Genomic DNA, 13,506 nt, shown 5'->3' with positions numbered 1-13,506 from the left:
ACAACGATGAGCACCGACTCCGCCCCCGCCGACCTCGCGTTCGAGGTGACCGCCGCCCCCGCGCCCCGCTCCGCCGAGGAGCGCGCCCGGATCCTCGCGAACCCCGGCTTCGGCATGCACTTCACCGACCACATGGTCGGCCTCCGCTGGACCCGCGCGGACGGCTGGCACAGCGCCCGCGTCGAGCCCTACGGCCCGCTCGCGCTCGACCCCGCCGCCGCCGTCCTGCACTACGCGCAGGAGATCTTCGAGGGGATGAAGGCCTACCGCCACGAGGACGGCTCCGTCTGGACCTTCCGCCCGGAGGCGAACGCGCGCCGCCTGCAGCGCTCGGCCCGCCGTCTCGCGCTGCCGGAGCTCCCGACGGACCTCTTCGTCGAGTCGCTGCGGCAGCTGATCGCGGTCGACGGCGACTGGGTCCCCTCGGAGCCGGAGACCAGCCTCTACCTGCGCCCGTTCATGTTCGCGCAGGAGGCGTTCCTCGGCGTGCGCGCGGCCGAGGACGTCGGCTACTACGTGATCGCCAGCCCCGCCGGCGCCTACTTCTCGGGCGGGGTCGCCCCCGTGTCGATCTGGCTCTCCACCTCCTACGCCCGGGCGGGCAAGGGCGGCACGGGAGCGGCGAAGACGGGCGGCAACTACGCCTCCTCCCTCCTTCCGCAGCAGGAGGCCTACAGCCACGGCTGCGCGCAGGTCCTCTTCCTCGACTCGCAGGAGTCGCAGTGGATCGAGGAGCTCGGCGGCATGAACGTGGTGCTGGTGAAGAAGGACGGCACGCTGGTCACCCCGGAATCGGACTCGATCCTCGAGGGCATCACGCGCGACAGCGTCCTGCAGCTCGCCGAGGACCGCGGCCACCGCGTCGAGCGGCGCCGCGTGAGCATCGACGAGTGGCGCGACGGAGTGGCCTCCGGCGACGTGGTCGAGGTGTTCGCCTGCGGGACCGCCGCCGTGATCACCCCGATCGCCGAGCTCAAGGGCGAGGGCTTCTCCGTCGGCCGCGAGGGCGCGCCCGCCGGGGAGCTCACGATGTCGCTCCGCGAGGAGCTGACCGGCATCCAGTACGGACGCCGCGAGGACACGCACGGATGGATGACGAGGCTGGACGCATGAAGATCGCACGATTCGCCACGCAGCGCGACGGGGACAACGGGGGAGCGATCCACTTCGGGATCGTGGACGAGGACGACCTGGTCGTGCTCGCCGGCGACCCGATGTTCGCCGGGTTCGACACCACGGGGGAGCGCATCCCGATCGCGGAGGCGAAGCTCCTCGCGCCGGTGATCCCGCGCTCCAAGGTCGTCGGCATCGGGAAGAACTACGCCGACCACGCGGCTGAGATGGGCGGTGACGCCCCGGCGGAGCCGCTGGTGTTCCTCAAGCCGAACACGTCGGTCATCGGCCCGGACGAGGCGATCGTCCTCCCCGAGGACAGCCAGCTGGTGGAGTTCGAGGGCGAGCTGGCGATCGTGATCGGCGCCGTGGCCCGCAACGTCCGCGCGGAGGACTACGAGGACGTGGTCTTCGGGTACACCATCGCCAACGACGTCACTGCGCGCGACCTCCAGCGCTCCGACGGCCAGTGGGCGCGGGCGAAGGGCTACGACACCTTCTGCCCGCTCGGCCCGGTCATCGAGACCGAGTTCGTCTGGAACGAGAGCGCGATCGAGACGCGCGTCAACGGGCGCGTGCAGCAGTCGGGCAGCACCGGCGACATGATCCACGGGGTGCCCGAGCTCGTGGCCTACGTCTCGCGCATCTTCACGCTGCTCCCCGGGGACGTGATCCTCACCGGGACGCCCGCCGGCGTCGGGCCGATCGCGAACGGCGACACCGTCGCGGTGGACGTCGAGGGCATCGGCACGCTGTTCAACCCGGTGGTCGTCCGGCGCTGAGCCCGAGTCCTCCTCCGCGGAGGGTAGAGCGCCTCCGGCCCGCAAGGATCCTCGGATCCGGCGGGCCGGACGCGTCCGAGCGGGACGTCAGTCGGCGCTCGCCGGGTCGCTGCCGACCGCGCCCTCGGTCTCGTCCGGCAGGTCGGCGTGGCCGGAGACGGTGTCTCCTCCGCTGTCACCGTCGGTCACGGCGTCCGTGACGCCGCGGTCCATCGCGGTGCCCCCGGGAGCGGCCCCCGCGGCGGAGGCGTCGGCCGCGTTCTCGCCGGGCAGCACCGTCTGCGCGCCGCCGGTGTTCGGGACGGCGTCGCCGCCGGATCCGGGAAGGTCCTCGTTCACGTTCTGGTCGGCCATGTCGGCTCCTCTCGTCGGGGCCCCAGCCCAGCACGCGACGGGCCCCTCCGCAGGACGTTGACAGCGCGGGGACGAGGGGGCAGAGGCGGGCCGTGAGGCCGGGCGACGCGCCTTCACCGTGCTCCCCGGCGCTGTCAAGCGGACTGCCTCCGGGGCCGTCTGGTCGTAGCGTCGAGCTATGAACTCCTCCCGCACCGACTCCGTCAGCCGCATCGCCCGGGAGGACTTCGGCTGGTCGTCGCTGCTCCCCGGTCAGCGCGAGGCGATCGAGTCGGCCGCCTCCGGGCGCGACACGCTGCTGGTGCTGGCGACGGGCGGCGGCAAGTCCGCGGTCTACCAGATCGCCGGAGCCGAGCGCGGCGGCGTCGTCCTGGTCGTCTCCCCGCTCGTCGCCCTGCAGGCCGACCAGCTCGCCGCGATCGAGGCGGCTCCGGCGGCCCCGCCCGCCGTCGCGATCAACTCCTCCCAGGGCGCCGCGGCCGTCGCCCGCGCCTGGGACCGGATCGACGAGGGCGGCCCGCTCTACGTGCTCCTGGCGCCCGAGCAGCTCGCCAAGCCCGAGAACGTGGCGCGTCTGGCGGCCGCGGGAGTGTCGCTCCTGGTCGTCGACGAGGCGCACTGCGTCTCCTCCTGGGGCCACGACTTCCGCCCCGACTACCTCCGCCTGGCCGATGTGCGCGGCGAGCTCGGAGACCCGCCGGTGCTCGCGATGACCGCCACCGCCTCCGGGCCGGTGCGCGACGAGATCATCGAGCGCCTCCGGATGACCGACCCCGAGATCCAGGTGCACGGCGTCGACCGTCCGGAGATCCGGCTGGTGGTGCACCGCCACGAGAGCGAGAACGAGAAGCGCGCCGCCGTGGTCGAGGAGGCCCGCAGCTGGACGGCTCCGGGCCTGGTCTACGTCGCCACCCGCAAGGAGACGGAGGCCTACGCGGCCGACATCGCGGCGGAGGGGCGCCGGGTCGCGGCGTACCACGCCGGACTCAAGGTGTCCGAGCGCAAGGTCGTGCACGAGCAGTGGCGCGCTGGCGAGCTCGACGTCGTCGTCGCGACCTCGGCCTTCGGGATGGGCATCGACCGGGCCGACGTCCGCTTCGTGCTGCACGCGACGACCACCGAGTCGCTCGACGCGTACTACCAGGAGATCGGCCGCGCGGGCCGCGACGGCGAGCCGGCGACGGGCGCGCTGCACTACCGCGCCGAGGATCTGGGTCTCCGCCGCTTCTTTGCCAAGCGCTCGGTCGACAAGGCCGCGCTGCGCGTGATCTGGGCGGCCGTCTCGGAGCAGCCGGGGCTGGACTCCGCGGCTCTCGCGAAGGAGCTGGGGAAGCCGGCCCGCACGATCGCCCGGATCGTCAACGATCTCGCGGACGCGGGGCTGGTGGAGACCGGCTCCGGTCTGCGCGCCACGCGCGAGGCCTCCGGCGACGAGGCCGTGCACGCGGTGAAGGAGGCTCTGGCCTCCCGCGAGCGGATCGCGGAGTCGCGCCTGTCGATGATGCGCGCGTACGCGGAGACCAGCCAGTGCCGCCGCCGAGTCCTGCTGGACTACTTCGGCGTGGAGTCGGCCGAGTGGTGCGGCAACTGCGACGGCTGCGAGCGGCACGAGGCGAGCGGCGTGACCGTCGAGGCGCCCGTGGACGCCCCTCTGAGCGTCGACGAGTCGGTGGAGCACCGCGAGTGGGGCGCCGGCACCGTGATGAGCGTGGAGGCCGACCGGGCGACGATCTTCTTCGAGTCCGAGGGCTACAAGGTGCTGTCGTTCCAGGCGCTCGAGTCCGGCGTCCTGCGCGAGCGCGAGCACGCCTCCGCCTGACCCCGGCTCTCCGCGCCGGCCGATCGCCGCTCGCGGGACGCCGCTCCGGTACGACAGGCACGGCGTGCCGTGCACCGGAGCGGCGTCCCGCGGAGGGGGTCAGACCTTCGAGACGGCCGAGCTCACGTCGGTGGGCTTCTCGTAGTCGCCGTCCGGGATCGCACGGAGGGCCTCGAGGACGTCGCCGTCCGCGCCCTCCTTCTCCGCGGTCTCGACGATCGTGTCCTTCGAGGCGGGGTAGTCGATGCCCGAGAGGTACTTCTGGATCTGGATCGGGTTGGGTGCGTCCATCGTGCTGTCCTTTCGTCGCCTTGCTGAGTGTTACGAGTGCTCTTCGGCGAAGAGCCGGTCGAAGGCGTCGACGCGCCGGTCGGTGACCGTCGTGGGCGTCTCGAGGTGCACGGCGCCGCTGGGCACCAGGCCCGCGCCGCCGAAGCGCTCCATGACGCGCCACTGCGCGGCGACGTCCTCACCGCTGTGCTCCGGGGGCAGCTGCTCCCAGAAGTCGAAGCCGCCGACGGCCAGGAGGGCGTCGCGGCGGTAGAGGACGCACGCGCCCAGCCAGGCGACCCGGTACGCGCGCCAGGCGCCCTCCGGGACGTCGAGGCGGGCGGCGACGTGCGTGAGATTGGCCGCGTTGTGCAGCGGCCAGCGCTCGAACTCCGGGGTTCCGCGCCGCACCCGCTCGGGCTCCACGCGCTCCTCCCAGGTCTCGAACGACTCGGTCTCGTGCGGGCGCACGTCCTCGAGGTAGGACAGGCCCTGCACCGCGGAGCCGACGAAGCCGCAGTCGAGGCGCTCGAGGGCCTCGTGCAGCCGCGAGAGCGTGCCCGGCTCGAGCCACACGTCGTCGTCGAGGAAGAGGACGGCCGGGGCGGTGGCGAGGGAGAGGAGGTAGTGCCTCTGCTCCGCGAGCCCGCGCCGGGGCAGGTGCCGACGCACCACCGGAGCCCGGCCCTGCGCCTCCAGCACGCGCAGCATCGCGAGGATCGTCGGGTCGCTCTCGGCGACCGCGTCGTCGGACTGGTCGCTGACGATCACGCGGAAGGGCGGGTCGTCCTGGGCGGCGAGTCCGGCGAGCGTGGCGGCGAGCTCGGCACGGCGGCCGACCGTCGGCACCAGCACGTCGATCAGCGGCTGCCGGGGAGCCTCGGGGACCCCCCAGCGCCCGGACCACCGGCGGCTGGTCACGGCGCGGCCGATCGGATGCGCTGGACCATCTCGGTCGTGGAGTGCTCCGAGACGTAGCCGACCGTGGTGACGACGCCCCCGTAGGAGCGGACGACGGCCGCCTCCGCGAGCATGTCGGGGTTGTAGTCCCCGCCCTTCACGTAGACGTCGGGCTGCACGCGCTCGAGCAGCGGGATGGGGGTGTCTCCGCCGAAGAGCGTCACGTAGTCGACGCAGCCCAGCTCGGCGATCACGCCCGCGCGGTCGCCCTCCGGGTTGATCGGCCGTCCCTCGCCCTTCAGCCGCCGGACGGAGTCGTCGTCGTTCACCGCGACCACGAGCACGTCGCCGAGCTCGCGGGCCTGGCGGAGGTAGGCGGTGTGGCCGCGGTGCAGGACGTCGAAGCAGCCGTTGGTGAACACCACGCGGCGACCGCGGCGCGACTGCTCCGCGAGGACCTCGACGAGGGCGTCCTCGCCGAGCACGACGGCGCCGGGAGCGGCGAGGGAGGCGAGCAGGTCGTCGCCCGAGCAGACGGAGGTACCGGGGCGCTGCACGACCACGTCGGCGGCGGCCTGCGCCAGGTCGACGGCGGTGGCCAGGGAGCGGCCGGCGGCGAGGGCGAGGGTGGCGGTCGCGGCGAAGGTGTCGCCGGCGCCGGACGCCTGCTTCTCCTCCGCGGGCTGAGCGAAGGTGCGGCTGACCGTGCCGTCGGCGTCGAGGGCGGTGGAGCCGTCCCGGTCGAGGGTGACCACGACGTGCCGGGCGCCCGAGCGGGCGCGCAGGTCGTCCGCCGCGTCGCGCACGGCGGCGGCCCGCTCCGTCCCGCGGCCGAGGGAGCCGCCGAGCAGCCGCTCCGCCTCCTTGGCGTTCGGGGTGACGAGGTCCGGCCGGGCGAAGGCCCAGTCGGCGAGCTCGTGCGCGTCGATCACGAGGAGGCCGGGGCGCCCGACGGCGAGCAGGCGCTCGACGGCCTCGCGGAGGATCCCCGAGCCGTAGTCGCAGACCAGGACGGCGTCGGCGCCCGCGGTGGCCTCGGCGGCGGCACCGGCGAGCAGGGCCAGCTCGTCGTCGGCCGGGCGGTGCGGGCCGGAGTCGACGCGCAGCATCACGCTGTCGCCGCCGACCACGCGGGTCTTGATCGTCGTCGCGGCGCCGGTGCGGACGACCCGGGAGGTGTCCAGGCCGGCCCGCTCGAGCGCGCGCACGAGCCGGTCGCCCTCGGAGTCGCGACCGGCCACGCCGACCGTGCGGACGACGGCGCCCAGCGCGCGCAGGTTGGCGGCGGTGTTGGCGGCCCCGCCCGCGACGTCGACGACGTCCTCGAGCCGCAGGACCGGCGCGGGCGCCTCCCGCGTGACGCGCTCCGCCTCGCCGAGCCACCAGGAGTCGAGGATGAGGTCCCCGATCACGGCGACGACGGGCGGGCGCTCGTGGACGTGCGCCAGGAGGGCGCTCGCCCGCTGGAGCGCCGAGCCCTCGAGGCTCATCGCGCGCCTCCCGGCAGAACGGGCAGGCCGAAGTGCACGACCGTGGTGGTGGTCATCTCGTCGAGCAGCTCCGGGCCGTAGCCGAAGCCGGAGCCGGATGCTCCGCGGGGCTGGGCGCTGCCGCCCGGCGCTCCTCCGAAGACGCCGTTGACCTTGACGGTGCCGACCGGCAGCGTCGCCGCGGCCCGATGGGCGTGCTCCATGTCGGCGGTGAGGATCGAGGCGGCCAGGCCGTAGGGGCTCGCGGCGGCCAGGTCCAGGCCCTCGTCGAAGGAGTCGACGACGCGGATCGGCGCGACGGGCCCGAAGGTCTCCTCCGTCATCACCAGCATCGACTCGGTGCAGTCGGCCAGGACGGTCGCGGGGTAGAAGGTGCCGTCCCCGGGGGTGCCGCCGGTGAGGGCGCGCGCGCCGCTGTCGAGCGCCTCCGTGACGTGCTCGTGGACGGCGTCGCGCATGCGGGCGTCGACGAGGCGGGGGAGCGGGCCTGCGCTCCAGCGATCGGCCTCGGCGACGAGCGCCGCCGTGAACGCCTCGGCGATGTCGCGGTGCACGTAGATCCGCTCGACGGAGGTGCAGATCTGGCCGGCGTTGGCGAAGGCGCCCAGCGCGGCCTGCTCGGCGGCCCAGACCGGGTCGACGTCGCGGTCGACGACGAGCGCGTCGTTGCCTCCGTTCTCGAGGATCACGTGCGCGCCGGTGACGGCGGCGACCCGGGCGACCGCGCGGCCGGTGGCGGTCGAGCCGACGTGGGCGAGGACGTCGACGCCCTCGGTGCGCGCCAGCTCGTCGCCGACCGCCCCGTCGCCCTCGACCAGGGTCAGCACGCCCTCGGGCAGCGTCTCGGCGAGGATGCTCGTGAAGAGGGCGCCCGTGCCCGGGCTGCGCTCGCTCGGCTTGTGCACGACGACGTCCCCGGAGACGATCGCGGCGCCCAGGAGGCCCGCGGCGACGGCGACCGGGTCGTTCCACGGAGTGAGGGCGAGCACGACACCGCGCGGGTGCGGCAGGGCGAGATCGACGTTGAGGGCCCCTCCGCGCAGGCTCCTCCCGCGGTGCAGCGGGCCGAGCTCGGCGTACTGGAGCAGCGTGTCGACACCGGCGCGGACGCCGCCCAGGGCGTCGCCGGCGGGCTTGCCCGTCTCCTGCGTGTTGAGGTCGGCGAGCTCCTGCTCGCGCTCGGCCACGCGGTGGGCGGCGGCACGGAGCAGGGCGCCGCGCTCGGCGGGCGCGGTGGCGGCCCACGCGGGGAACGCGGTCCGCGCGCGGCGGACGGCGTCGGCGGCGGTCGTGGCGGGGGTCGTGATGTCGATGGTCACGGTCACCTCTCGGTCGGGGGCGCCCGCGGAGTGGCGGACGCATCCGTCCGGTACCCGGGTGGTGCGCGCCTAGACACGCCGCCTCCGGAATCCGCCCCCGGATCGGCGACGGGCTCGCCCCCGATCCGGTTTCGGATCGGCCCCGGCGGGGAAGTGGAGGAGTGCACCGTCCCCGGAGCGGCGCACGCGCGCCCTCCGCACCTGAGAGGAACCCGTCGTGGTCGCCATCGCCCCCCTCCGAGAGCCCTTCGCCGGAGTCGAGAGGATCGCCGTCCTGCGCGGCGGCGGACTCGGCGACCTGCTGTTCGCGCTGCCCGCCGTCGACGCCCTCGCGGCCGCCTACCCGGGAGCCGAGATCACCCTGCTCGGGACGCCCGCGCACCGGGTCCTGCTGACGGGCGTCGAGTCGCCGATCGCCGACGTCGAGATCCTGCCGGTGGCGCAGGGCGTCCGCGACGGAGAGGGGGAGGACCCCCGGGTCGTCGAGGACTTCACCGAGCGGATGCGCGCGCGCCGCTTCGACCTGGCCGTGCAGCTGCACGGCGGCGGGCGCTACTCCAACCCGTTCCTCCAGCGCCTCGGCGCGCGCCACACGGTCGGGTCGCGCACCGACGACGCCGCGGAGCTCGAGCGCACGATCCCCTACGTCTACTACCAGCACGAGATGCTGCGGGCGCTCGAGATCGTCGGGCTGGCAGGAGCGCCCGCGACACGCCTCGAGCCGGCGCTCGCCGTGGATCCGGAGCGGCGGGACCGCCTCGCCGCGGCGCTGCCCGCGGGCGGCCCGCTGGTGCTGATCCACCCCGGCGCGACCGATCCCCGCCGGCGCTGGCCCGCCGCCTCCTTCGCCGCCGTGGCGACGGAGCTGCTGGCGGACGGCGCGCGCGTGCTGGTGGTGGGCGACGCCTCGGACGTGCCCGCCGCCGACGAGATCGTCGCCGGGGCGCCGGGAGCGGTCTCCTGGGCGGGCGTCGTGGACCTCCCGGACCTCGCTCCGCTGCTCTCGCTCGCCGACCTCGTACTCGGCAACGACTCCGGACCCCGCCATCTCGCCGCCGCGGTCGGCGCTCCGACGGTCGGGATCTTCTGGGTGGGCAACGCGATCAACGCCGCGGCCCTCGGGCGGCAGCGCCACCGGGTGCAGCTGAGCTGGACCACGCACTGCCCGGTCTGCGGGCGCGACGCCACGCAGGTCGGCTGGACCGCTCCGCGCTGCGAGCACGACGTCACGTTCGTCGGCGACGTGGGCGTCGAGGCGGTGCTCGAGGACGTCCGCGGGGTGCTCGCCTCCACCCGCTGAACCGCGAGACGCCGCCTCGGTACGCGACGCGCCGGGGCGTGCGGACCGAGGTGGCGTCTCGCGGCGGGGGATCCGGGGCGCGCCCGGATCAGCGGATCACGGCCAGGACGGCTCCTCCTCGTGCGTGATGACGAGCTCGCGGACCTCGCAGCCGCGCGGCTGGCCGAGGACGAACATGACGGCGTTCGCCACGTTCTCCGGGTCGTTCAGCAGCGCGTCCGGACCCGGCTTGTACTGCTCGTCGCGGTCGTCGAAGAAGCGCGTCTTCATGCCCGACGGGATCAGCGTGGTCACGCCGATCTCGCCCTTGGTCTCGGCCGCGAGCGCGCGGGTGAAGCCGAGCACGCCGAACTTCGAGGCGCAGTACGCGGTCGCGTCCGAGACGGCCTTGATCGCGAGCGAGGAGGCGACGGTGACGACGCGGCCGTGGGTCTCGGTGAGGAAGGGCAGCGCCGCGCGGACGACGGCCGCGGTGCCGAGGAGGTTCACGGAGATGACCCGCTCCCACTCCTCCGGCTCCACGTCGACGAGGCGGCCGCAGCGGTCGATGCCGGCCGCGGTCACGACGGCGTCGAGCCCGCCGTGCTCGCGGGCGATCTCGACGACCGCCTTCTCGGCCTCGCGGGTCTTCGCGACGTCGACCTGGTAGGCGGCGACGCCCTCCTTCACCGACGAGACGTCGCGGTCGAGCACGATCGGGGTGCCGCCGGCGGCGGTGACCGCGGCGGCGACGGCCGCACCGAGCCCGGAGGCTCCTCCGGTGATCAGGACGCGGCCGACGGGGGTGGGAGTGGTGCTCATGGTTTCCTTCCGGGGGTGGTCTGCGGGCCTCGTGGGCCGCGGGTCAGCCGACGCGCGCGAGCGCGGCGGCGAGATGGGTGGTCGAGCGGCCGGGGTGGTACGGCACGGTCAGGACCCGGCCGCCCCACTCCGCCACCGTCGCCGTCTCGGGGAGGGACTCGGCGGAGTAGTCGCCGCCCTTCACCCAGACGTCGGGGCGGATGCGGCGCAGCGCCTCGTCCGGCGTGTCCTCGCCGAAGACCAGCACGGCGTCGACGCACTCGAGCGCGAGCAGCAGGTCGACGCGGTCGTCCTCGGGGATGATCGGCCGCGCCGCGCCCTTGAGGCGCCGGACGGAGTCGTCCGAGTTGAGGCAGACGATCAGGCAGTCGCCGAGAGCGCGTGCCGCGGAGAGGGTGCGGGCGTGGCCGGCGTGGAGCAGGTCGAAGCAGCCGCCCGTCGCGACCACCGTTCCTCCTGCCGCGCGGACGGACTCGGCGACGCGCAGGGCGTCCACCCCGCCGCCGTGGAGGGGTGCGGGGTCGGCGGGAGCGGAGAGGGAGGCGACCCCTCCCGCGAGGAGGTAGGCGCCGGCCGCGGCGACCGCCGCCTGCACCGCCTCCGACGTGCTCGCACCCTCGGCGAGGGCGACGGCGGCGGAGGCGGCGAACCGGTCGCCCGCGCCGCACGGGTCGGTGGGCGGCACGGCGACGGCCGGTGCGACGACCGGGACGCCGGCGCCGCGGGAGCGCAGCAGGGCGCCGGAGGATCCCATCGTCACGGTGACCGCACCGCAGCCCCAGCGCTCGAGGAGGGTGGTCGCGGCGGACTCGGCGCGCGTCACTCCGCGGCCGACGGCTCCCGAGAAGGCGGTGGCCTCGGCCAGGTTCGGGGTGGCGAGGGAGGTGGCGGCGACCGGCTGCGAGCCGCGCGGGTGCGGATCCCACACCAGCGGCACGGTGAGCGCGTCGAGCGCCGTGCGGAGCGACGGCTCCTCGGTCAGGCGGCGGCCGTAGTCGGCGACGATCACGGCGTCGGCGTCGGCGAGCGCGGCGAGCATCGCGTCGGTGACGCCGGGGACGGGCGGCGTCTCGCAGCCGCGGTCGATCCGCACGACGGCCTGGCCGGAGGCGGCGACGCGGGTCTTCACCGGCGTCGCCGCTCCCGAGGGCCCGGCGACCAGGCGGACGCCGGACAGCTCGGCGCGCAGCTCCGCCACGTCCGGATCCGAGTCCTCGGCGAGCGCGGTCACCAGCGTCACCTCGTGCCCGTCGCGGGCGAGCATCCGGGCGACGAGCCCGGCACCGCCGGCGCGGGCGCTGCGGGCCGACACGTCGACCACGGGGACGGGGGCGTCCGGGCTCAGCCGCTCGGCGGGTCCGGAGAGGTCGACGTCGAGCATCACGTCGCCGACGACGACGAGGCGCAGGCGGCTCACGAGGCGGCCGCCGTCCGCGCGCGGATCCGGTGCTCGAAGGCCCGGCATAGCGCGTGCACGAGCACCAGCTGCGCCTCCTGCACATTGGAGCCGTGGCCCTCGAGGGCGATCGCCTCGTCGCAGAGCTCGGTGAGCGGGTTCGGCCCCTCGCCGGTCAGCGCCCACGACCGGGCGCCTGCCGCACGGGCGGCCTCCGCGGCGTGGAGGAGGTTCGCGCTGCGTCCGCTGGTGGAGAGCAGCACCACGACGTCCCCCGCCCGGGCGTGCGCGGTGACCTGGCGCGAGAACACGTGGTCGAAGCCGTAGTCGTTGCCGATCGCGGTCAGGCTCGACGTTTCTGCGTGCAGCGAGATGGCGGAGAAGGGGACGCGGTCGCCGTCGAAGCGGCCGACGAGCTCGGCGGTGAGGTGCTGCGCCTCGGCCGCGGAGCCGCCGTTGCCCGCGGCGAGCAGGCGCGCGCCGGAGTGCAGGCGGTCGGCGAGCTCGACGCCCCAGGCGGCGATCCTGTCGGAGTGGCGCTCCAGCTGCGCGACCGCGTCGAGCGCGCGCGCCACGTGGTCGTCGACGAGGCGCCGGGCGGCGTCGGCCGGGGTGTCCAGAACGGTGTCGATGGTCGCGGTGTCGATGGTCATCGTCGCGGAGCCGCCTTCCGGGTGGTGGGGGATGAGGGTGCGCTCGTGGCGCCGGTGAGGAGCGACTCGTCGCCGAGGCCGGCGAGGGTCGTGACGTAGGCGCGCTCGGTGTCGGCGGCGACGCGATCCCAGGAGTAGCGGGACTCGACGCGCTCGCGGCCGGCGGCCCCGTAGGCGCCGGCGCGGTCGGGGTCCTCCAGCAGCGAGCCGAGGGCGGCGGCCAGTGCGACCGGGTCGCGCGGAGGCACGTGGACCCCGGTGACGTCCTCGACCACGGTGTCGATCAGGCCGCCCACGGAGGAGGCGACGACCGGCACGCCGCAGGCCATCGCCTCGAGCGGAGTGATGCCGAACGGCTCGTACCAGGGCGCGCAGACCACGACGTCGGCCGAGCGGAGCATCGCGGGCATCTCGGTCTGCGAGAGCTGGCCGACGAAGTCGACGCGGTCCGCGACGCCGAGGCTCTCGGCCACGCCGTGCAGCCGCTGGTACTCGGGGTCCGCGGTCAGCGCGTCGCCGGAGCCGGAGCCCCCGACGACGACGAGCTCCGCGTCGTGGCCGGCCGCGACCAGGTGCGCGAGCGCCTCTATAGCGATGCCCATGCCCTTGCGCGGCACCAGGCGTCCGATGGTCATCAGCCGCGAGCGCTCGCCGCGGGGCGCGACCGGGCCCTCGACCGAGAACCGGTCGATGTCGACACCGCAGGGCACCACCGAGATGCGCGAGGTCGGCACGCCGAGCCCCTTGAGCTCGAAGGCCTCGTCCGAGCAGGTGGCGACGACGCCGTCGGCCTTCTGGCCCACTCCGGGCTCGAGCCAGGCGCGCTCCTCGGGGCTGGTGTCGAGCGCGCCCTGCTGGCGGCGCTTGACCACGCCCAGCGCGTGGAAGGTGTGGAGGACGGGCACGCGCCGACCCGTGGCTCGCTCCACCCGCTCGGAGGCGTCGAGCGCGGCGACCCCGGACATCCAGAAGTGGCTGTGCACGAGGTCCGGCCGCTCCTGCAGCCACTCCTCGGCGAGGTCGACGGCGAAGTCGCCCATGAAGGGCAGCAGCTCGTCCTTGGACACCCGGCGCGGCGGTCCGGCGTCGATGTGCACGACCTCGACTCCCGAGGTGAAGGGCACGCGCCGGGGGAGGGAGGGGTCGTCGCGGCGGGTGTAGACGACGACGCGGTGGCCGCGGCGGGCGAGCGCGTCGGCGAGCGCCGCCACGTGGACGTTCTGGCCGCCGGCGTCGACGCCGCCGAGGGTCGCCAGCGGGCTCGCGTGCTCCGAGACCATGGCGATCGTCAGCGCGGGCGCGGCGGAGA

General features: G+C 74.9%; 13 protein-coding genes. 4 read left to right on the top strand and 9 right to left on the bottom strand.

Annotation, left to right across the window (positions count from 1 at the left end; genetic code table 11):
- Positions 1-6 precede the first annotated feature (6 nt).
- Together C5C29_RS06415 and C5C29_RS06410 are read left to right on the top strand one after the other, a co-directional pair.
- Positions 7-1,113, top strand: coding sequence for a branched-chain amino acid aminotransferase (locus C5C29_RS06415; protein ID WP_104239273.1), 1,107 nt, complete (start codon positions 7-9; stop codon positions 1,111-1,113).
- On the top strand, positions 1,110-1,895 hold the full coding sequence (locus tag C5C29_RS06410) for a fumarylacetoacetate hydrolase family protein (RefSeq protein ID WP_104223531.1): 786 nt from the start codon (positions 1,110-1,112) through the stop codon (positions 1,893-1,895). Before C5C29_RS06415 ends, C5C29_RS06410 begins: the two co-directional genes overlap by 4 nt.
- An 87-nt stretch (positions 1,896-1,982) precedes the next feature.
- Here C5C29_RS06410 and C5C29_RS06405 read toward each other — a convergent pair whose 3' ends face one another.
- Positions 1,983-2,249: a hypothetical protein gene (locus C5C29_RS06405; protein ID WP_104223530.1), complete on the bottom strand. Its 267-nt coding sequence runs from the start codon at positions 2,247-2,249 to the stop codon at positions 1,983-1,985.
- A 178-nt stretch (positions 2,250-2,427) separates the two neighbouring features.
- On the opposite strand from C5C29_RS06405, the gene C5C29_RS06400 reads away from it, so the two are divergent.
- Positions 2,428-4,068, top strand: coding sequence for a RecQ family ATP-dependent DNA helicase (locus tag C5C29_RS06400; RefSeq protein ID WP_104223529.1), 1,641 nt, complete (start codon positions 2,428-2,430; stop codon positions 4,066-4,068).
- 99 nt (positions 4,069-4,167) lie between these two features.
- Here C5C29_RS06400 and C5C29_RS06395 read toward each other — a convergent pair whose 3' ends face one another.
- The 4 genes from C5C29_RS06395 to C5C29_RS06380 are packed head-to-tail and all read right to left on the bottom strand — an operon-like array spanning position 4,168 to position 8,047.
- On the bottom strand, positions 4,168-4,359 hold the full coding sequence (locus C5C29_RS06395) for a DUF2795 domain-containing protein (protein WP_104223528.1): 192 nt from the start codon (positions 4,357-4,359) through the stop codon (positions 4,168-4,170).
- 30 nt (positions 4,360-4,389) lie between these two features.
- Entirely contained in the window at positions 4,390-5,259 is an 870-nt protein-coding gene (locus tag C5C29_RS06390) for a glycosyltransferase family A protein (protein ID WP_219812158.1), read from the bottom strand.
- Positions 5,256-6,728 carry a D-glycero-beta-D-manno-heptose 1-phosphate adenylyltransferase gene (gene rfaE2 / locus C5C29_RS06385; protein ID WP_104223527.1) on the bottom strand — a complete coding sequence of 491 codons (1,473 nt, stop codon included), beginning with the start codon at positions 6,726-6,728 and terminating at the stop codon, positions 5,256-5,258. The genes C5C29_RS06390 and rfaE2 overlap by 4 nt, the downstream gene beginning before the upstream one ends.
- On the bottom strand, positions 6,725-8,047 hold the full coding sequence (locus C5C29_RS06380; protein ID WP_258062257.1) for an aldehyde dehydrogenase: 1,323 nt from the start codon (positions 8,045-8,047) through the stop codon (positions 6,725-6,727). The genes rfaE2 and C5C29_RS06380 overlap by 4 nt, the downstream gene beginning before the upstream one ends.
- A gap of 217 nt (positions 8,048-8,264) precedes the next feature.
- On the opposite strand from C5C29_RS06380, the gene C5C29_RS06375 reads away from it, so the two are divergent.
- Positions 8,265-9,347 (top strand): glycosyltransferase family 9 protein, encoded by a 1,083-nt coding sequence (locus tag C5C29_RS06375; protein ID WP_104223525.1) that lies wholly within the window; start codon positions 8,265-8,267, stop codon positions 9,345-9,347.
- Between the two features lie 96 nt (positions 9,348-9,443).
- Here C5C29_RS06375 and C5C29_RS06370 read toward each other — a convergent pair whose 3' ends face one another.
- Genes C5C29_RS06370 through C5C29_RS06355 form a run of 4 tightly spaced genes read right to left on the bottom strand, consistent with a single transcriptional unit; the run spans position 9,444 to position 13,489 of the window.
- Complete coding sequence (locus tag C5C29_RS06370; RefSeq protein ID WP_104223524.1) at positions 9,444-10,148, bottom strand: SDR family oxidoreductase; 705 nt, start codon at positions 10,146-10,148, stop codon at positions 9,444-9,446.
- Positions 10,149-10,191: 43 nt separating this feature from the next.
- Positions 10,192-11,556 (bottom strand): PfkB family carbohydrate kinase, encoded by a 1,365-nt coding sequence (locus C5C29_RS06365; RefSeq protein ID WP_104223583.1) that lies wholly within the window; start codon positions 11,554-11,556, stop codon positions 10,192-10,194.
- A gap of 5 nt (positions 11,557-11,561) precedes the next feature.
- The gene (locus C5C29_RS06360; protein ID WP_104223523.1) at positions 11,562-12,197 is read right to left on the bottom strand and encodes an SIS domain-containing protein; all 636 of its coding nucleotides are present in this window, start codon (positions 12,195-12,197) and stop codon (positions 11,562-11,564) included.
- Entirely contained in the window at positions 12,194-13,489 is a 1,296-nt protein-coding gene (locus C5C29_RS06355) for a glycosyltransferase (RefSeq protein ID WP_104223582.1), read from the bottom strand. Before C5C29_RS06355 ends, C5C29_RS06360 begins: the two co-directional genes overlap by 4 nt.
- Positions 13,490-13,506: the final 17 nt, after the last annotated feature.

The organism is Rathayibacter sp. AY1H2 (assembly GCF_002931985.1).
In the GTDB taxonomy this organism is placed as follows: domain Bacteria; phylum Actinomycetota; class Actinomycetes; order Actinomycetales; family Microbacteriaceae; genus Rathayibacter.
The sequence above is the reverse complement of the archived record's forward strand: the minus strand, read 5'-3'. Positions and strand labels throughout refer to the sequence as shown.

Excerpts from the sequence above, each read along its gene's own strand:
- C5C29_RS06415 (WP_104239273.1), top strand. The coding sequence starts at position 7 with ATGAGCACCGACTCCGCCCCCGCCGACCTCGCGTTCGAGGTGACCGCC.
- C5C29_RS06410 (WP_104223531.1), top strand. The coding sequence starts at position 1,110 with ATGAAGATCGCACGATTCGCCACGCAGCGCGACGGGGACAACGGGGGA.
- C5C29_RS06405 (WP_104223530.1), bottom strand. The coding sequence starts at position 2,249 with ATGGCCGACCAGAACGTGAACGAGGACCTTCCCGGATCCGGCGGCGAC.
- C5C29_RS06400 (WP_104223529.1), top strand. The coding sequence starts at position 2,428 with ATGAACTCCTCCCGCACCGACTCCGTCAGCCGCATCGCCCGGGAGGAC.
- C5C29_RS06395 (WP_104223528.1), bottom strand. The coding sequence starts at position 4,359 with ATGGACGCACCCAACCCGATCCAGATCCAGAAGTACCTCTCGGGCATC.
- rfaE2 (WP_104223527.1), bottom strand. The coding sequence starts at position 6,728 with ATGAGCCTCGAGGGCTCGGCGCTCCAGCGGGCGAGCGCCCTCCTGGCG.
- C5C29_RS06370 (WP_104223524.1), bottom strand. The coding sequence starts at position 10,148 with ATGAGCACCACTCCCACCCCCGTCGGCCGCGTCCTGATCACCGGAGGA.
- C5C29_RS06360 (WP_104223523.1), bottom strand. The coding sequence starts at position 12,197 with ATGACCATCGACACCGCGACCATCGACACCGTTCTGGACACCCCGGCC.